This is a genomic window from Stackebrandtia albiflava, assembly GCF_007994225.1.
GTDB lineage: Bacteria > Actinomycetota > Actinomycetes > Mycobacteriales > Micromonosporaceae > Stackebrandtia > Stackebrandtia albiflava.
Window position 1 is genome coordinate 1,223,498 of record NZ_VLLL01000006.1, and the last position, 18,674, is coordinate 1,242,171.

Genomic DNA, 18,674 nt, shown 5'->3' on the forward strand with positions numbered 1-18,674 from the left:
CCCGGAGCGGATCACGCCGCGACGGACTCCCAGGCGCGCCCGAAGAGGAAGTTGCCGGGGGCGTCGGGGTCGGTTCCGGTGTAGTACTGGGAGATCGCCTCACGCAGCTCGTCGGTGGTGATGTGGCCGTCGCGGTCGGTGTCGAGCAGCCGGAAGCTCTCCTCGGCCTCGTCCCGGCGGACGCCGAACGCGTCGCCGGAGCCGATGAACTCCTCGCGTGAGATCCGGTCGTCGCCGTCGGTGTCGATCAACCGGACGCTGGCCTCCGCCATGGCCCGGAAACCGTCCTCCAGCTTCGCCGGGTTGGCGATGGCGGCCCGCATGCCCCGGATGTACTCCTCGGCGGTGATCCGACCGTCGGCGTCGGTGTCGCACTCGGAGGAGACGGCCTCCCAGAACCGGATCAGGCCGTCACGGTACGCGCGGGCCTGCGGAGCGTCGGCGGGGACGCCGAACCTGGCGGGAAGCCGCTCGGCGAGCCGGTCGATGTCGCTGCGTTCCACGGCGCCGTTGCGGTCGGCGTCCAGGTGCGAGAAGCAGACGGCGAACTTGCGATCGAGCAGGTCCATGATGATTACCCCCGTGTGTCAGGATGTGGTTACACGGCAACTATGCCCCAATTCGTCCGGATTCTGCGGAGACGCGCGGGAAATCCTCACGGGAACCGCGACCGTGCCGATGTCCGATCGAGGACGCGGCAAGGCAGCCGTGAGGACCGGGTGCGCCACAGTCAGACATCGCCGTGCGCACGGAGTCCGTGACGGTACGACAGTGCCCCGTCCTCGGACGGACCCGTGCGGGATGTCCGAGACGTAAGGGGTAACGACATGGCCGACCTCGCCTGTGACGGCGTGCCGCACGCGCGCCGCGTGGTCCTACACGGCCACCCGGTGTTCGTCGCCGGGCTCGACTGGCTCCTGCGGCACGACGACGCGGTGTCGGTCACCGCCACCAGCACCACCACGGCGGAACTGGCCGCGCTACTGGCCACGCACCGCCCCGACGCGGTCGTCGCCGACTACGACCGCCCCGGCGGCCCCGCGCTGGACATGTTGCGTACCTGCCGGAACCGCCCCGCCGGGGTCCGGATCCTGCTGATGTCGGCGCACGCCGATCCCGGCGTCCTCATGACCGCCATCCGGCACGGCGCGGACGGGTACCTCCTCAAGAACGCCGAACCGGCGGAGATCCTGTCGGCGGTCCGTTCCACCGCGTGCGGCTCCACGGTGTTCTGCTCCGGCGCGATGGCGGTCATCTCGGCCGGCCTGCTCGCGGCGGCGCGGCCGGTCGTGTTCCCGCTGCTCACCGAACGGGAACACGAGGTCCTGGAACTACTCGCCGTCGGTCTCGACAACCGCGACATCGCGCGCAGGCTGCGGGTGGCCGCCAAGACCGTCCGCAACCACGTGTCCAACATCCTCGGCAAGCTCCAGGTCGCCGACCGGGCGCAGGCGATCGTGCGGGCACACCAGCAGGGCATCGGTGTACCCGCCCGCGACGAGCTCAGTCCTCCCCGGATGTGGCCGGTCGCACATCCAAACCGGGCAGCATGAGCGCGCACAACGCCACGACGCCGAAACCCACCGCCAGGATCCACTGCACGACCGTCGGGGCGTACGCCGCCAGCAGGAAGCCGGCCAGCAGCGGCGCCAGCGGTTGCAGCGCGCTGCCGACGAACGCCGAGGAACTGGACGCCCTGCCCAGCACGTCACCCGGCACCAGCAGCAGCGTCGCCGCCGCCAGGGCCGCCCGCACCACCGGACCGAGCAGCATCACCACCGCCAAGGTCGCCGCGAACAGGAGTTCACTGCCCGAGACCGCCGCGGCGGCCAGGCAACCGCCCCGCACCAACGCGGTGGCGACCAGCAGCGCCCGCAGGCCGATCCGGCGTTGCAGGTACGGCGAGATCAGCGAACCGATGAGACCGGCGCCGGCGGCGGCGCTCATCGCGACACCGAGGACGACGCTCTCGTCGGCCTTGCCGATGATCAACGTGTACATCAACGCCGACACGGCCACGTTCGTCACCGTCGAGTACACCGTCCTGGCGCGGAGGAACCTGTTGCGCCACAGTTCCCTCCAGCCCTCACCCACGTCGGGCAGCAACCGGCGCACGCTGGGCCGCCTCGACGGACGCAGCGGTGTGCGCAGCCGCCCGACGAACCACATCGAGAACAGGTACGACAGCGAGTCGACGGCGAACGGCACGACCCGGCCGGCCGCGTACAGCACACCGCCCACCGAGGGACCGATCACCGAGACCGCGAAGCCGCGTGCCTGGGTGAGGCTGACCGCCTCCGGGATCTGGTCGCGCGGCACGATCTGGCGCACCGCCTGGCTGTGCGAGGCGTTGAACACCACCATCAGGGCTCCACTGACGACGGTCAGCACGAACAGCATCCACACCGAGGCGGCACCCAGCAGCAGACAGACCGTGACGGCGCCGAACAGCACCGCCCGGATCCCGTCGCACCACAGCATCACCGCCCGCCGGTCGCACATGTCGGCCAGGTAGCCGCCGGGCAACTGGGCCAGCCACATCGCGACGAACCCGACCGATCCCAGCAGGCCGGCCACCACCTCCGACCCGGTCAACGCCACCGCCAACAGCGGCACCGCCAGGGTCGTGAGCGACCCGCCGAAGTCCGACGCCGCCTGGCCCAGCCACAGCGACCGGAAGTCCCGGTTGCCGCCCAGCGTCGCCAGCCGCGAACCGGTCCGCGCCGACGTCGTCGTCATGACACGTCCCCCGATCCGGGAAGCAGGTCGTCGAGGACGAGGTTGAACCCGGTCCGGGTGCCGGGGCCGGTCTTGAGCAGCCGGTCGAGGAACAGGCCGACACCGGCGGATCCGGTGGCGAAGTCGGCGGACTCCCGCAGCCCCTGCTCACCGGGGAAGACCACGCCCTCGGGTGCGTCGACGCGGAACAGCAGCACGCCCTCGGCGGTGCGCCACGCCTCGGCCAGGACGTCGGGGCGGCCGGTCAGCTCCGCGACGTCGATCAACACGTCGCCCATGCCCGCCAGTCCGTGGAACAGTTGCGGCATCACCGCGTACTTGCGGGACACGTCGGGCAGCAGCCGGTCGATCCACCCGTCCAGGACTCGGTCCTCCGGGGACACCGCCGCGTACCGGGCCACCGCCGCCAGGACGCCGGCGGTACCGGCGTCCCAGTAGCTGCGGACCGTCGGCACGCCGTCGGGGTCGGCGTCGGCGCGGAACGCGGTCATGAAGTCGTTGTGCCGCACCGCCTGCGCCAACTCGAAGTCCAGCGCCGCCCGTCCCAGGTCGAGGACGTCGGCGCGGCCGGTCGCGAGGTGGTGGTACAGCAGGAAGGACGCCACACCGCTGCCACCGTGGCCGTAGCCCACCGGCAGGTGCGGTTCGCCGTCCGGTCCGACGGTGGACCAGTGGGCACCACGGTCGTCGATCACCGCCCGGTCGGCGAGGTGCGCGGCGATGCCGTCCGCCGTCTCCAGGAACTCCGGGTCCGTGGTGGCCCGCCACAGCCGCAACGCCGCCATGCCGATCCCGGCCGCGCCGTGCAGGACACCGTGTCCCTCCCGCGCCAACGGGTGGTCGGCTGCCCGGCGCAGCAACCGCCCCGCGTACTCGGTGTACCCCAGTTCCGCGAGCACCCAGGCGATCCCCGCCTGACCGAAGTAGAGCCCCGGTGGGCAGGTGCGGTCGTCGATCTCGGGCCGGACCAGCCACGACAGGAACCTGCCGGGAACCTCACCGGTGACCCGGTGCAACGCGAGCAGGCCGCCCGCCGCGCCGTGCGCCACATTGAACGGATTGGTCTCGAACACGCCGACGTCGCCGGGGAACAACCGGTCGGTGCGTTCGGGCGTCGCCGTGGCGCGCAGGTAGTCGACGACACCGGACACCGCCTCGGCGGTGTCGCGGCGGACCCGTTCCGCCCGTTCACCGACCATCACCTCGTGGGCGGGCCTCGACAGCGGGATCACCGCCGGCCACGCCGTCACCGCGCCGACCGGGAGTTCCGCGAGCCGCTTCCCCACCACACCGGCGTCGGGATCGACCGGGGTGGTGTGGTCGGTCAGTTCGGCGACCAGGGAACGCAACTCCGCCGGCAACCCCAGGTCGGCCGACAACGAGTCCAGGAACCGCCCGATCGCGTCCGGCCGGTAACCGAGGAAGCCGTTGGCCAGCACGATCGCGCCGAACATCATGGCGCCCACCGAGTAGTAGTCGTCGGCGGGTGCCGCCACGCCGCTGCGGATGAACCGGGGGCTGGACACCCCCTTGGTGTACATCTGGAGCGGCGGGTCGACGCCCTTCTCGACCGCGGCCTCCAGGTCGATGATGACGAGCCGCCCGGTGTCCTCGTCGACGAGCAGGTTCGTCCAGGACAGGTCGCCCAGCACGACGTCGCGGCGGTGGGCCTCGCCGATGGCGGCGACCAGTTCACCGAACAGGTCGCGCATCCGCCCCCAGTACCCGGCCATCCGCTCGGGCGTCAACTCCAGTGTGTACACCGGATTGTCGCTGATGGACAGTGTGCTCATCTGTGGTCCGGTGACGGCCTCCTCCGCCAGGAACGAGTGCTCCCACTCACGGAACAACGCGACCGGCCGGACGAACCGGCCCGAGTCGGCCAGCGCCGTCAACAACCGGTGCTCCTTGGCGAGGATGTCCACATAGTCCTGATTCCCGGTCGCGGCGTACGAGCCGATGTGCGGTCGCACCTCCTTCAGGATCACCGGCCGGCCGGTGTGCAGGTCGGTCGCCCGGTACACGCCGCCGCGGTTGGAGAACTGCAGGGCCTCGGTCACCTCGAACCGGCCGCCCAACGGCTCGTCGGTGTCGTCGGCGGCCTCGTCGTCGTGGGCGGGCAACCCGAAGGGATCGACGTCTATCCACTCGGGAGCCGTCCAGTAGGGCGCCCGGACGTCGGTCAGCAGAGTCCCGTCGGGCGCGGTGATCACCATGTCGACCGCGCCGTCGTCACGGACCCTCGGCTTGCCGACGAAACCGCCGTAGCGGTAGAACACCGAACGGGAGTCGGGCACCCGGCGGTCGGAGAGGATGTACGGTCCCTCGAACCCGGCCAGCGCCTCCCGCAGACCGGACGCCACGCGGTGGAACACCGTCTCGTCCCGGGGATAGACGGTGATGAACTTGCCACTGGAGCCGCGCGGCCACAGTTTGCCGCCCGACATCATCACCGACTTGGGATCGATGAGGAACTTGAAGTGGACGCCCGCGTCCCGCAGCACCGGCAGCGCCGCGCGCAGCACGGCGACACTCTCCTCGGCCCGCGTCGAGACGTGCAGCTTCCATCCCTGCGCGGTCATCTTCGGGCCGTCCGGCCAGTCGGCCACGAACCACAGGCCCTGCCGCCGCAGCGGTCTTCCCGGCGGCATGAGTTCCCGGTAGACCAGGATGTGGTCCGGTTCCGGGGTGTAGCGGTTCAACGGCTCGAACCAGCGGGGGTGCTGCTGGCAGTAGATGTAGAACGTCTCCCAGGCGTACATGACGGCCCTTTCCGCGGTGTCCGTCGGCGGCCGTCGACCGGTCGCCGTGCTGTAGTGGTCGGAACCGTCCACATGCCGCAGGGGAGACGCCGGCCCCCGGATGGAGGCCGGCGCACACGGCTACTCGATCTCGCTGTTGCAGCTGTGGGAGTCGCAGGAGCCGGAGCTGATGGCGACGACGCTGGGCGTGGTCGCCGAGGCCAGCTTCTGGAGCTTCAGGATCTTCGACATGATGTCCTCCTCTCGGTGCTCGTGGGCGGACGGTCCGGTGTGACCGGACCGGGTCGGTAAACCGACGTTGCGGGCGGTTCCGGAACCGATACTGGCCGTCCCGGTGTCCCGGGCGCATGGGCCGGTGAACCCGGCGGCCCGGGTTTCCCGCCCGGGCCGCAGGATGCGCGGGCCTCATACGATGTGGAGGTGATCGACTTCGCCAACGGATCGTTGTTCAAGCTGTCCGCCGCCAACCCGAAGGACCTGGCGCCCGCCGTCGCGCCACTGCTGATCGAGCACGAGCGCATCGTCGCGTGCTTCAAGTCGGTGCGGGACTTCGTGGTGTTCACCGACAAGCGGCTCATCGCCTGCAACGTGCAGGGGATGACCGGCAGGAAACGCGACTACTCGTCACTGCCGTACCGCAAGGTGCAGGCGTTCTCCGTGGAGACCGCCGGGCACTTCGACATGGACGCCGAACTGGAGCTGTACTTCAGCGGCCTGGGCAAGGTCAGGTTCGAGTTCAAGGGCGCGGTCGACATCCGCCCGCTGGCCCAACTCATCGCCCACTACGCACTCTGACCCCCACCCCACCGCCGCCCCGGGCCCGGCCGTCATTCGCGCTACGGTGGAAGTGGAAGCATGCTGCCCGGTCTTCCTCCCCCCGGTGGTGAGAAGTGGAGCGAGGCATGTGGAAATCGCTGCTCGGTTGGGTGTCGAGGCGCAAACCGGGCTTCTGGATCGCCATGGGTGTCGGGGTCTTCGTCTTCATCGTGGTGGCCAACACTCCACCCACCGAGGATTCCCCGGCTCCGGGCTTCTGGGACGGAGCCGCCGCGGCACTGTTGTTCGGTGGAACGACGATGCTCATCGTGGTGGGGTGCCGCAGAGTCACGTCCTTCGTGCGGGGACGAGGGGGCGATGTCGACGGTGGCGAACCGAAGGCGATCGTCGCGGGAGAGAAGCCGCCCGACAGCCCGGCTGAGTCGATGCCCAAGCCGGTATCGGCCGCGCGGGTTCCCGGTGTTCTCGAGGAGGACGACGATGACGACCGGCTCCACCCGTGGGTGTCGGAGCCGGCGGAGAGGCTTCTGGCTCACGGACACGGTCAAGACGCGGTGCTGGCCGCCGCCCGCTCCATAAACGCTCACGACCAGGAGAAGTTGCGCAGATTCGACAAATCGGACCGCAATCTGTTGGAGGAGGCGTTCGCGGAGACCGAACCGAAAGCGGGTTCGCCGCGACTTCGATTCCCCGGTGATCCGCAAACGGTCAGTTGGAGAAATCGGATGACCGGAGTCAGGAGCCTGGTGGCGGCCAGCTTCGCGGGATTGCGCAACGTATCGGCTCACGATCACGATCTCGACTGGGACCAGGAGACCGCCGGTCAGTACCTGGCCATGTTGAGTGTGCTCGCCCGTTGGATCGAGGAGTGCGAGGTGCACAGGGTCACGCTGGTGCGTGAGTCCAGCGACCAGGCGTCCATCCTCCCGGCGACCAAACGACCAGGTTCATAGCGACCAGACGTCCACGGAGTGAGCGACCAGACGTCCAAGCCCTGGTAGGGGCCTGGCGAAATGACATTCCGGTCGCTCACCCCATATGGTGGCCTTCCCGGAAATCCGTGGAGTGGCGACCGGCCGGGAGACATACCGTTACCGGGCCGATCCGGCCTTCGGATACACCGCAGACACGGGTCACACGGTTCCCGGCGGTACCACCCATTCGGTCTTCTGGCCGGTGACCGCGGCGATGGTGTCGAAGTCCTTGTCGTAGTGCAGCAGGATGAGTCCCTCCTGCATCGCCACCACGGAGAGCAGTAGGTCGACCATTGACGCTGCTCGATGCCGACCGTGCTCGGCCAGCCCGCGTCGGATTCGGAGCGCCGCCTCCCAGGGATCGTCTCCCATCGACGCCCATGGGAACGCGGGAAGGAGGACCTCCCGTATCCGGTCGTAGTCCTGAAGGTTCTTGGCCGAGTACAACAGTTCGTATTCCGTTGCCGCGCATACCGATACGAGGCCACGGGTGATCAATGGTTCGAGCCGTTCACGGACCGGTTCCAGATGTAGCCGTGCCAACGCGCTCTTGTCGGCCAGGTACCGGGTCACGCCCACATCTTTCGCTCTACCTCAGGATCCGTGAGTTCAGAGAACGCCCCGCTCGCGGCGATCTCCACGAACTCCTTGCGGGCGGACTCGGCGACGACTCGCCGCAGAGCCACGTCGATCGTCTCCTTGATGGTCGACGTTCCGAGGATCTCCTGAACCTTTGCGAGTCTGCCCGGGTCGAGATCGACTGTCGTCTTGGCCATGAAAACCTCCGCTTTGTGCGACTACCCGCAAGTATTTCCGGGATCTGCGATTCCGTATGGCGGGAGTCGGCGGAGGAGTATGTCTTCCGCGTGGTCGAACATGCGGCGGGCCTCTAACGCGAAGGCGGGGAGGTGACACCATGCCCCCCGGGGCCGACGGCGATGCACGGGAGCCGGCAGACTCGCAAATCCGTAGCGGTAGCCCTCGGCCGCAGGCGATGTCGTGTGGGGCGGCCGGGAATCGGGGGTGCGGTCAGCGGGGTGGGGCGATGTCCCGTTGGGCGGGGAGTTCGTCCTGCCGCAGGATCCCCACGGGGCAGGTGAGGCCGTTGGGGCCGTGGTTGCAGTAGCCGCCCGGGTTGTGGTGCAGGTACTGCTGGTGCTCGTCCTCGGCGTAGTGGAACGGTCCCGCGTCGACGATCTGCGTGGTGATCGGCCCGTACCCGGCCGCCGCCACCACCGGCGCGAAGGCGTCACGTGAGGCCACCGCCTCGGTCCGCTGCGCGGGGGTGGTGGTCAGGATGATCGAGCGGTACTGGCTTCCGACGTCGTTGCCCTGCCGGTCGCCCTGCGTCGGGTCGTGGTTCTCCCAGAACGTCTTGAGCAGCTGCCCGTAGCCGATCGCGGCCGGGTCGTAGACGACCTGGACGACCTCCGCGTGGCCGGTGGTGCCGGTGCAGACCCGGCGGTAGGTGGGCGCGGGATCGGTGCCGCCCGCGTAACCCGCGGCCGTGGAGTACACCCCCGGCAGCCGCCAGAACAGCCGTTCGGCGCCCCAGAAACACCCCATGCCGAACAGTGCCCGTTCGAGGCCCTGCGGCCACGGGCCGTGCAGCGGGGTTCCCAGTACCGGATGCGTCGTGACGGTCATGCCCCGATTATGACGCGAACCCCGGCCACCGGCGAGTGAGTCCGCGTGAGACCGCGGGCACGGGAACGGGCGGACCCGAAGGTCCGCCCGTTGCCGGGAACGATGCCCAGCGTTCCCGGCGAGGTCGCCCCGGCCGACCGGGTCAGGCCGTCGCGGCAGACCCGGTGGCGGTGCTCACCCCGGAATCAAGCATTCGCGTACGGGTCGTCCGCCACGCCGTCGCCGTCCATGTCGGTGACGGTGGTGTCGATGACGCCGTCGTAGTCCACATCGGCTTCCCAGGTGTCGGTGACGCCGTCCCCGTTGGCGTCGTACGCCTGGACGTCGGCGGTGCCGTCGCCGTCGGTGTCCACGTACATCTCCTCGACGACGCCGTCCCCGTTGCCGTCGATAAACTCCGCGTCGCCGTCACCGTCGGAGTCCAGGTCCACGACCCAGTTGTCCTCCATGCCGTCGCCGTCGGTGTCGGAACCGTAGACGGTGTCGAGGTCGCCGTCACCGTCGAAGTCCTCGGTCCATTCGCTCATTGTGGATTCCTCTTCCCGGAGGTGAAAGTCTGTCTCGTTCTGACGGATACGACGATACGAGGTCGTCCACGCCGCTTGAATCACGGATTCGTGCCACCGTCCACCGGTCCACCAGCGGTCACCGACACGCCACGTCGGGTGCGTGCCACCGGCCCGGCCCCGCACGTGGTGTCGGTTAGCGTAGTGGGCATGACAGCTGATTCCCAGGGCTTCTCGACCCGGGCCATCCACGCCGGGCAGCCCGCCGACCCCACCACGGGTGCCGTGGTCACCCCGATCTACGCGACGTCCACCTACCTCCAGGACGGCGTGGGACGGATGCGGGGCGGTTACGAGTACTCGCGCACCAAGAACCCGACCCGTCGGGCGTTGGAGGAATGCCTTGCCGCACTTGAGGAGGGGCGTCACGGGTTCGCGTTCGCCTCCGGCCTCGCGGCCGAGGACACGCTGTTGCGCGCCGTGTGCGCCCCCGGCGACCACGTCGTCATCCCCGACGACGCCTACGGCGGCACCTTCCGGTTGTTCGACAAGGTCGCGTCCCGGTGGGGACTGGACTACACCCCGGCGAAGATCTCCGACGTCGCGGCGGTGCGCGCCGCCGTCACGCCCCGCACCAGGATCGTCTGGGTCGAGACCCCCACCAACCCTCTGCTGGGAATCGCCGACATCGCGGCGCTGGCGCAGTTGGCGCACGACGCCGGCGCACTCCTGGTGGTGGACAACACCTTCGCCTCCCCGTACCTCCAGCAGCCGTTGGTGCTGGGCGCCGACGTCGTGGTCCACTCCACCACCAAGTACCTCGGCGGTCACTCCGATGTGGTCGGTGGTGCCCTCGTCGTCGACGACGACTCGCTCGCCGATGAACTCGCGTTCCACTCCAACTCCATGGGTGCCATCAGCGGCCCCTTCGACGCCTGGCTGACCCTGCGCGGCGCCAAGACCCTCGCCGTCCGCATGGAACGCCACTGCGACAACGCCGAACGCATCGTCGAATGGCTCGGCGGCCGTGACGAGATCTCACACATCCTCTACCCGGGACTGGAGACCCACTCCGGCCACGAGGTCGCCGCCAAGCAGATGCGCCGGTTCGGCGGCATGGTCAGCTTCCGGATGCGCGCCGGCGAGGAGGCGGCGGTCGCGGTGTGCGACCGCGCCGAACTGTTCACACTCGGCGAATCCCTGGGCGGCGTGGAATCGCTCATCGAACACCCCGGCCGGATGACCCACGCCTCCGCGGCCGGTTCGCCGCTGGAGGTCCCCGGAGACCTCGTCAGGCTGTCGGTCGGCATCGAGGACGTCGAGGACCTGATCGCCGACCTCGCCCGGGCCTTCGGCGGGTGACACGTTGAGCTGGCCCGGCGCCACCGCCCGCCAGATCGCCAGGGCGGTGCGACGCGGCGACGCCACGGCGACCACCGTCGTCGCCGAGCACATCGCCGACCTGACCGCCGACCCGGCCGACGCGACCGCGTTCGGCGCGACCCGGGAGGCGACCGCCCTGGCGGAGGCGGCCATCGTCGACGAACTGCCCGACCTGGCGAGCCTCCCGCTCGCGGGCGTGCCCGTCGCGGTGTGCGAACGGTTCGCCGTCACCGGCGGCCGGGCCCGGCTGGGTTCGGCCGCCACGACACTGCCGGTCGCCGCGGACGACGAGGAACTGGTACGCAGGCTCCGGGGCGCCGGGGCCGTCATCGTCGGCACCACCCGCAGCAGCGAGCTCGGCCTGTGGCCGACCACCGACGACGGCGGAGTGGTACCGGTCAACCCGTGGCGGTCCGACCGCGGCGTCGGGGGGCCGTCGGGAGGCGCCGGTCTGGCGGTCGCCTCCGGCGCGGTACCGCTGGCGATCGGCCAGGACGGTCCCGGCATGGCCGGCGGGGTGCGTACCGTCGCCGCGGCGTGCGGCGTGGTCGGGTTCAGCCCCGAACACGACCCCACCCTGCACGACGACGACGTGACCCGTTGGCTGGCCGGGACGCCGGGCCTGTTGGCCACCACGGTGTCCGACGTCGCCGAGGCGTACGCGGTATTGACCCGTTCGGCGGCGCCCGAGATCGGCGACCCGCCCCGGCTGCGCATCGCCGCCAGCGACCGGCCGTTGATCCCGCCGGTCCCCGGACTCCGCGGGCCGCTCGCCACACCCGACGACGAGACCCGCACCCGGCTGCTGGAGGTGGTCCGCACCCTCACCGACGCCGGGCACGACACCCACCGGGCGACTCCGGGGCTCGGCCCGCGCGCGGCCACCGCCTCCTTCTCGGCGTGGGCCGCCGCGGCGCACCTGCGTGCCCGCCGGTTCGACCGGGACCGCCTGCAGCGCCGCACCCGGCGGCTCGCCGCCATCGGTGAACGGTCGGTCCAGGGCCACTGGTACGGCGGGCTGCTGGGCGACGGCGTCCGCACCCGCGAACACGCCCTGGAGTGGTTCGCGTCCGGAGGTTTCGACGTCCTGGTGACACCGGCGCTGCCGGGTCCGCCGCCGGCCGCGGCGGGCTGGTCCGCGCGGGGATTCCGCGACAACCTGCGCTCCGGCGCCAGGACCGCCGCGTACACCGCGCCGTGGGGCCTCATCGGCCTGCCCGCCGTCGTGGTGCCGGTCGGTGTCCGCGACGACGGCCTGCCCGCGGTGGTGCAACTCGTCGGCAGGCCCGGCCACGTCTCCCTGCTGTTCGACGTGGCGGCGCAGGTGGTGGAGCGGATGAAACCGCGCCGCTACCCGCCGGTCGCCGGACGGGTCGCCTGACCCGCGCACGCCGTCCGGGCGCACCGCCGTGTCGGCCGTCACGTGGCTACCTTGGTGACACCGGTACACCCGCCGGCGGGTCACTCAGGAAGGCGGACGTCGTGGCGCAGTCGAAGATGGAACGCGCGGTGCGCAGAGCACAGGCCGAGGGACGTATCCCGGCGGTCGCGGTGGCGGTACACCGCGCCGACCGGCCGCTGTGGACGTTCCAGGTCGGTACCGCCGGTGACGGGCCGGAACTGGACGCCGACACCCGTTTCCGCTACGGGTCGGTCACCAAGACCTTCACCGCCGTGCTGGTCCTGCAGTGCCGCGACGCCGGGCTCCTGGAACTGGACGACCCGATCGGCAGGCACCTGGCGCTGCCGCGCCACGGCGAGCACACCGTGCGGGACCTGCTCGCGCACCGTTCCGGTCTGCAACGGGAACCCCACGGCGACGTCTGGGACCTCCACACCGGACCGGACACCGAACGGCTGCTGGCCGACCTCGCCAAGGCGGAGCGGGTCCTTCCGCCACAGCGGCGCTTTCACTACTCCAACCTCGGCTTCGCGCTGCTGGGCCACCTCGCCGCCGCCAAACGCGGCGGCGAGTGGGGCGAGGTCCTCCGGGAGTACGTGCTGGACCCGCTGGGCCTGTCCGGCACGTCGTGCGAACCGGGTCCGCGCGCCGCGACCGGTTACCTCGTGTCGGCCTACTCCGACCACGCCAGGCCCGAACCCGCGACCGACTGCGGAGGCATCGCCCCCGCCGCGCAATTGTGGGGCACCGCCTCCGACGTGGCCAGGTGGGCGGCCTTCCTCGCCGACCCGGCGGCCGTCGACCCGGCCGGTGAGGTCCTGTCGGCGGACACGATGGCCGAGGCGCGGCACCCGCACACCGTCCGCGACGAGTCGGTGTGGGCCGGCGGTTTCGGGCTCGGCCTGATGCTGGAACCGCAACCCGAGCGGGTCGTGCACGTCGGGCACTACGGGGCCATGTTCGGTTTCCTGGCCGCCGCGTTCGGGCGCACCGGACCCGACCAGCCCGCCGGTTTCGGCGCGGCGGTGCTCGGTTCCTCCGGCACCGGCGTCGAGGTCAACACACTGGTCCACGAACTGCTGCGGCTGAGCGCCACGGACGACCCCGCCGACATCCCGGTGTGGACGCCGGGGGAGGCACCGCCCGCCGACGTCGCGCCGCTGCTGGGCCGGTGGTGGTCGGAGGGCTTCGGTTTCACGTTCAGCTGGCGGGACGGTGCGCTCCAGGCGCGCGGCGACGGGGCACCGCGCCACGCACCCCCGTCGGTGTTCGCCAGGGTCGGAGAGGACCGGTTCACCACGGTGTCGGGCCGGGAGGCCGGTGAGACGCTGGAACTCCTCCGGGACGGCGACGGCCGGGTCACGGCCATGCGGTGGGCCACCTACCCGGTGACCCGGGGACAGGAGACACCACTGCTCGGCGACTGACCGCCATTCCCGCCCTGAGGCCCACACCCGACCGGACACATCGGTGCGGAACGGGCGCGAAAACGCGCCCGCGGCCACCCGAGGCGCGGAATGTGGGGGTGGTGTCGCGGGGCGTGACGTGCCCGGCCGCCCCGTCACCACGGCTCGGATAAGGCAGAATCGGCAACCGTGGGTCAATCGATGCGGCACCCGGCACGGGTCGTCCCCATGGTGTTCCTGGGGGCGGTGCTGGTGGGTACCGCCCTGTTGCTGCTGCCGATAGCCCGGCAGGGCGACGCCGAGGCGCCCGTGGTCACCGCGTTGTTCACCGCCACCTCGGCCGTGTGCATCACGGGCCTGGCGGTGGTCGACACCGCCGGTTACTGGTCCTGGTTCGGCGAGGGCGTCATCGCAAGCCTGATCCAGCTCGGCGGCTTCGGCATCATGACGATGGCGTCGCTGCTGGGACTGGTCGTGGCGGGCCGCCTGGGGTTGCGGGAACGGCTCGTCGCGCAGGCCGAGAACAAGACGCTCGGCCTCGGTGACGTCCGGCAGGTCATGATCCGGGTGGCGGTCATGTCGATCAGCGTCGAGTTGATCCTGGCGATCATCCTGTTCGCACGGTTCCGGTTCGCCTACGACTACGAATTCGGGGAGGCGGTCTGGCACGGGGTGTTCCACTCGGTGTCGGCCTTCAACAACGCCGGTTTCGCGTTGTACCCCGACAGCCTGGAGGGCTTCGTCACCGACCCGATCGTGATGCTTCCCATCGCGTTGGCCGTCATCATCGGCGGCATCGGTTCACCGGTGATCCTGGAACTGTCGCGGCGGATGCGGCACCCGTCGCGCTGGTCGGTCCACACCAAGCTCACGATCCTGGGCACGGCGATCCTGCTGCCGCTCGGTTTCGTCGCCTACCTCGTGTTCGAGTGGAACAACCCCGCCACGATGGGGCCGCTGGGCTTCGGGGACAAGTTGTCGGCCGCGTTCTTCTCCAGCGTCATGCCGCGCAGCGCCGGGTACAACGCGATACCGATGGGCGAGGTCCAGCCCGAGACCCAGATGATCACGATGGCGTTGATGTTCATCGGCGGCGGCTCGGCCAGTACCGCGGGCGGCATCAAGGTCACCACGTTCATCCTGTTGGCGTTCGTGATCTGGGCGGAGATCCGGGGGGAACCCGACGTGTCGGTGTTCGGCCGGACCATCCCCCACGCCGTGCAGCGGCAGGCGTTGACGATCGCGCTGCTGGGCGTGGCGGCGGTCGCCTCCGGGACGGTGGTCCTGGAACTGACCACGGAGTTCCCGATGAACGACGTGATGTTCGAGACCGTGTCGGCGTTCGGTCCCGTCGGGTTGTCCACCGGCATCACGCCGGATCTGCCGCCGGTCAGCCAACTCGTGCTGGTGGTCCTGATGTTCACCGGCCGGGTCGGCACGGTCGCGGTCGGCACGGCGTTGGCGCTGCGCAGCCGTCGCCGCCGGTTCTCCTACCCCGAGGACCGGCCGATCGTCGGGTGACCACGGCAGAACACGATCTCCCGCCGCCCCGCGACGTGTGGCGTCGGCCGAGCCCTAGAGAACTGGAGTGGAGACAGTGAACAGACGTAGGCGCTCGTTCGCCAGCGACAGTGTCGCGGTGATCGGGCTGGGACGGTTCGGCGGCGCGGTCGCCGAGTCGCTGGTGCGGTTGGGTCACGAGGTCCTGGCGATCGACGAACGTGCCGAGGTCGTGCAGCGTTGGGCCGACACCCTCACCCACGTGGTGCAGGCCGACTCCACCGACACCACGGTGCTGGACCAGCTCGGCATCGGCGAGTTCCACCGGGTCGTGGTCGCGATCGGCACCGACATCGAGGCCAGCGTCCTGACGGTCCTGGCGGTGGAGGAGGCGGGGGTGCCCGAGATATGGGCCAAGGCGATCACCTCCAAGCACGGCCGCATCCTGCACCGGGTCGGCGCGCACCACGTGGTGTACCCGGAGGCGGCGATGGGGGAGCGGGTGGCGCATCTGGTCACCGGCAAGATGATCGACTTCATGGAGTTCGACGACGGTTTCGCCATCGTCAAGACCCGGGCACCCGTTGAGGCGATAGGAAAAACCCTTGCGGAGGCTGGCCTACGGACCCGCTATGGCGTTACAGTCGTCGGCGTCAAACGGCCCGAGGAGGATTTCACCTACGCCCGTCCGGAAACCCTTGTGGAGGCCGGGGATCTGCTGATCGTATCCGGGCCGACACTGAAGGTGGAGGCATTCGCCGCCATAACGTGATCGCGCACGGTTGACGCGCGGTCACGTAGCGACAAAGATGACACCCGGGCTTGGCGAGACCCACCCCGACACGTCAGGATGTCTCGACGAGCCGTCATGCTATGCGCATCGGTTCACCGCTCACGGTGTAGAACATCGTGAACCATTTAAGTATGTGAAAGGCCCACTCCATCATGGCAAATGGCGAGGCCCCCCAGCGCCGCAGCTCATCGGTGCGCCTGCGGCTCATGCTGCCAATCGTCGCCGCGATCGCCGGAGTCCTCACCCTGGGGGTCATCCAGGTCAGCTCCGCGCTCGCCGCCGACACCGACGCGGGACACGCCCGCGTGCTCGCCAACCTGTCCAACGCCACGGCGAAGATCCTTCACGTCGGCCAGGACGAGGTAGCCGAGGCGACCTACAGCCACGAGAGCGACGGCCGCGAATACCACGGCCGCTACGGCGACCAGCTCGCCCGCACCAACGAGTTCGTCGACGTCTTCAACGACGCCGCCGACCAGGCGCGCGAAGCCGTCCCCGCGCTCGACGCGGTCCTCACGACCGCCGCCTCCGCCCTCGACCGGCTCCCCCAGGCCCGAGAACTACTCGACCCCTACGCGAAGTCCTCCAAGGTGTCACTGGAGGACCCCGCCGTCACCCAGGCACTCCAGATCTACCGGGACATCGCCTACCGGATCCTCGACGTCGCCGACGAGATCCACACCCACATCGCCGACCAGAACCTCGCCAACCAGGCACGGTCCGTCGCCGCCCTCGCCGGCGCGAAACAGGCCGCCGCCGACCAGCGGTTCCTGGTGCGCAACATCCTGTCCACCCTCGAGGACACCGGCGACGACATCCCGACCAGCCGGGTCGCCGAACTCGCGGAGTTCCAGGGCGTCGAGAAGCAACGCCTCGGCGAGTTCTACCGTTCCGCCACCGCCCGGGCCAAGGGCTTCTACGCGACCATCGTCGTCGGCCCCTCCCTCGACCAGTCGGCCCTGATCGTCAACCAACTCCTCAACGAACGCGCCGTCGAGTACAGCGCCCGCGACTGGGACTACTCGCAGGCCTACCGGATCAACAAGCTCCACGAGGTCGAGACGGCCATCACCGAAGACCTCGAGAACTCCGCGATCGACCTCAAGAACGCCTCGCAGCAGGACGCCATCGTCACCGGTGCCGCCGTCCTGCTCATCACCGTCCTGTCCGGTGGTGCCGCCGTCATCATGGCGGTCCGGATCAGCCGCCGACTGCGGTCGCTGCGCCGTGAGGCACTGGTCGCCGCCGAGGACACCCTCCCGACCGCCGTGGCCGCGATGACCGACGCCCGAAGCGAACGACAGGTCAACGACGCCGTCGCCGAGGCCGAGGAGGCCGCCCCCACCGAACAGTCCGGACCCAACGACGAGGTCGGCGCGGTGTCCCAGGCGTTCACCGTCGTCCACAAGCAGGCACTGCGGCTCGCCGCCGACCAGGCCATGCTGCGCCTCGACGTCGCGGCCATGATGATCGCCCTCGCCCGCCGAGGCCAGAGCCTCGTACAACGACAGCTGTACATGCTCGACGAGTTCGCCGGAGTCGAACGCGACCCCGAGAGCATCTCGCGCATGAACCAGCTCAACCACCTCGCCTCCCGCATGCGGCGGAACGAGGAGAACCTGCTGCTGCTCGCCGGCGGAGACCCCGGCCGACGCCACAACACCGCGACCTCGGTCGCCAAGGCGGTCAGCGAGGCCGCGGCCGAGATCGAGGACTCCGACCGCGTCGTCGTGGTGGACGCCGCCGAGGCGCCCGTCGTCGCCAACGTCGTCGGCGACGTCGTCCACCTCCTCGCGGAGCTGCTGGAGAACGCCGCGGTGTTCTCGCCGCCCAGCACCAAGGTCCGGGTCGCGACCCGGCACACCGTCCACGAGATCGTCATCAGCATCGCCGACGAGGGCATCGGCCTGCCACCAGAACAGGTCGACGAGATCAACGCCCGGCTCGCCGAGCCGTCGGCACTGACCTCCTCGCTCGCCGGGACGATGGGTCTCCTCGTGGTGGCCCGGCTCGCCGCACGGCACAACATCGACGTGCAGCTCCACTCGACCCCCGGAAAGGGCACGCTCGCGGTCGTCAGGCTCCCCGAGACCCTGATCGCCAAGGAGGCCCTGCCGCCGGCGCGGGTACCCGGCTCCTCGTTCGCCGGAGCCGACCGCACCCGCCACGGCGCCGACACCGGCCGAGGCGGCCCGTTGGCGTTGACCGCCGAACCCTCCGCCCCCCGGACCGGAACCGGCGAACGCCCCGGCGCGCAACCGATGGGCGCGATCGTCCCCCACCAGCGGCAGGCGTACCAGCCGACCCGGTCGGCGCCCGCCCGCCCACAGTCCTCTTACAGCTCCGGCTGGTTCATGCCCGCCACCGGCTCCGGCGACTTCCCGTCGCAACCGCCCGGCTCGCTGAGCTGGCGGCAGGGTGCCGGCGACGTCGCGTACGACCGCACCCGCAAGGCGATCGCGGAGGCCGAGGCCGCCGCGGCGGCGGCGACCAGGCCCATGAGCGCACCGCCGTCGGCACCCCCGCCGCCGGTCGCGCCCGTCCGGACCGCCCCGGCTCCCGTGGCCTCGCAGGAGAACGGCACCGGCGCACTGCCCCGCCGCAGTCCGGGCGCACGCCTGTTGCCCGGTTCGGTCGAGACACCGTCCGAAGCACCCAGTCCCCGCCGCGGCACCGGCGACGGAATCGATCCCGACGAGATACGAAGTCGACTGGCCGGTTTTGCCGGAGGCATCGCCGCCGCGAGCCAGTCATCTCACCTCGACGGCCATGGCGGCTGACCTCC

At 70.3% G+C, this 18,674-nt stretch carries 17 protein-coding genes; 9 read left to right on the top strand and 8 right to left on the bottom strand.

What is annotated here, in order from left to right; genetic code table 11:
• Window positions 1-11: 11 nt before the first annotated feature.
• On the bottom strand, window positions 12-569 hold the full coding sequence (locus LX16_RS16565; RefSeq protein WP_147139856.1) for an EF-hand domain-containing protein: 558 nt from the start codon (window positions 567-569) through the stop codon (window positions 12-14).
• A 258-nt stretch (window positions 570-827) separates the two neighbouring features.
• Here LX16_RS16565 and LX16_RS16570 point away from each other — a divergent pair, with 258 nt between their 5' ends.
• Window positions 828-1,553: a LuxR C-terminal-related transcriptional regulator gene (locus tag LX16_RS16570; RefSeq protein WP_147139857.1), complete on the top strand. Its 726-nt coding sequence runs from the start codon at window positions 828-830 to the stop codon at window positions 1,551-1,553.
• On the opposite strand, the gene LX16_RS16575 is transcribed toward LX16_RS16570, so the two are convergent.
• The 3 genes from LX16_RS16575 to LX16_RS27190 form a co-directional block, all read right to left on the bottom strand.
• A complete protein-coding gene (locus tag LX16_RS16575; protein ID WP_147139859.1) occupies window positions 1,504-2,739 on the bottom strand; it encodes an MFS transporter in 1,236 nt (411 codons plus the stop codon). The two genes, LX16_RS16570 and LX16_RS16575, sit on opposite strands and share 50 nt — an antisense overlap.
• Window positions 2,736-5,501: a class III lanthionine synthetase LanKC gene (gene lanKC / locus LX16_RS16580; RefSeq protein ID WP_147139860.1), complete on the bottom strand. Its 2,766-nt coding sequence runs from the start codon at window positions 5,499-5,501 to the stop codon at window positions 2,736-2,738. The genes LX16_RS16575 and lanKC overlap by 4 nt, the downstream gene beginning before the upstream one ends.
• A 120-nt stretch (window positions 5,502-5,621) precedes the next feature.
• A complete protein-coding gene (locus LX16_RS27190) occupies window positions 5,622-5,732 on the bottom strand; it encodes a class III lanthipeptide (protein WP_211354535.1) in 111 nt (36 codons plus the stop codon).
• 189 nt (window positions 5,733-5,921) lie between these two features.
• Here LX16_RS27190 and LX16_RS16585 point away from each other — a divergent pair, with 189 nt between their 5' ends.
• Both LX16_RS16585 and LX16_RS16590 read left to right on the top strand, forming a co-directional pair.
• A complete protein-coding gene (locus LX16_RS16585) occupies window positions 5,922-6,296 on the top strand; it encodes a PH domain-containing protein (RefSeq protein WP_147139862.1) in 375 nt (124 codons plus the stop codon).
• A 107-nt stretch (window positions 6,297-6,403) separates the two neighbouring features.
• The gene (locus tag LX16_RS16590; RefSeq protein ID WP_147139864.1) at window positions 6,404-7,231 is read left to right on the top strand and encodes a TIGR02391 family protein; all 828 of its coding nucleotides are present in this window, start codon (window positions 6,404-6,406) and stop codon (window positions 7,229-7,231) included.
• Window positions 7,232-7,411: 180 nt separating this feature from the next.
• On the opposite strand, the gene LX16_RS16595 is transcribed toward LX16_RS16590, so the two are convergent.
• The 4 genes from LX16_RS16595 to LX16_RS16610 form a co-directional block, all read right to left on the bottom strand.
• Window positions 7,412-7,825, bottom strand: coding sequence for a PIN domain nuclease (locus LX16_RS16595; protein WP_211354536.1), 414 nt, complete (start codon window positions 7,823-7,825; stop codon window positions 7,412-7,414).
• Window positions 7,822-8,028 (bottom strand): type II toxin-antitoxin system VapB family antitoxin, encoded by a 207-nt coding sequence (locus tag LX16_RS16600; protein WP_147139868.1) that lies wholly within the window; start codon window positions 8,026-8,028, stop codon window positions 7,822-7,824. Before LX16_RS16600 ends, LX16_RS16595 begins: the two co-directional genes overlap by 4 nt.
• A gap of 253 nt (window positions 8,029-8,281) precedes the next feature.
• Window positions 8,282-8,899 (bottom strand): peptide-methionine (S)-S-oxide reductase MsrA, encoded by a 618-nt coding sequence (gene msrA, locus LX16_RS16605; protein WP_147139871.1) that lies wholly within the window; start codon window positions 8,897-8,899, stop codon window positions 8,282-8,284.
• Window positions 8,900-9,084: 185 nt separating this feature from the next.
• Complete coding sequence (locus tag LX16_RS16610; protein WP_147139873.1) at window positions 9,085-9,426, bottom strand: hypothetical protein; 342 nt, start codon at window positions 9,424-9,426, stop codon at window positions 9,085-9,087.
• Window positions 9,427-9,615: 189 nt separating this feature from the next.
• Between LX16_RS16610 and LX16_RS16615 the strand changes: the two genes are divergently transcribed.
• From LX16_RS16615 to LX16_RS16640, 6 genes are all read left to right on the top strand, one after another.
• Window positions 9,616-10,767, top strand: coding sequence for a cystathionine gamma-synthase (locus LX16_RS16615; RefSeq protein WP_147139875.1), 1,152 nt, complete (start codon window positions 9,616-9,618; stop codon window positions 10,765-10,767).
• 4 nt (window positions 10,768-10,771) lie between these two features.
• Window positions 10,772-12,169 (top strand): amidase family protein, encoded by a 1,398-nt coding sequence (locus tag LX16_RS16620; RefSeq protein WP_147139876.1) that lies wholly within the window; start codon window positions 10,772-10,774, stop codon window positions 12,167-12,169.
• A 116-nt stretch (window positions 12,170-12,285) separates the two neighbouring features.
• A complete protein-coding gene (locus tag LX16_RS16625) occupies window positions 12,286-13,617 on the top strand; it encodes a serine hydrolase (RefSeq protein ID WP_147140838.1) in 1,332 nt (443 codons plus the stop codon).
• A 168-nt stretch (window positions 13,618-13,785) separates the two neighbouring features.
• Window positions 13,786-15,117, top strand: coding sequence for a TrkH family potassium uptake protein (locus LX16_RS16630; protein WP_244615855.1), 1,332 nt, complete (start codon window positions 13,786-13,788; stop codon window positions 15,115-15,117).
• A 76-nt stretch (window positions 15,118-15,193) separates the two neighbouring features.
• Complete coding sequence (locus tag LX16_RS16635; RefSeq protein ID WP_147139878.1) at window positions 15,194-15,868, top strand: potassium channel family protein; 675 nt, start codon at window positions 15,194-15,196, stop codon at window positions 15,866-15,868.
• Window positions 15,869-16,041: 173 nt separating this feature from the next.
• On the top strand, window positions 16,042-18,669 hold the full coding sequence (locus LX16_RS16640) for a sensor histidine kinase (RefSeq protein ID WP_147139881.1): 2,628 nt from the start codon (window positions 16,042-16,044) through the stop codon (window positions 18,667-18,669).
• The last annotated feature ends 5 nt before the right edge of the window (window positions 18,670-18,674 follow it).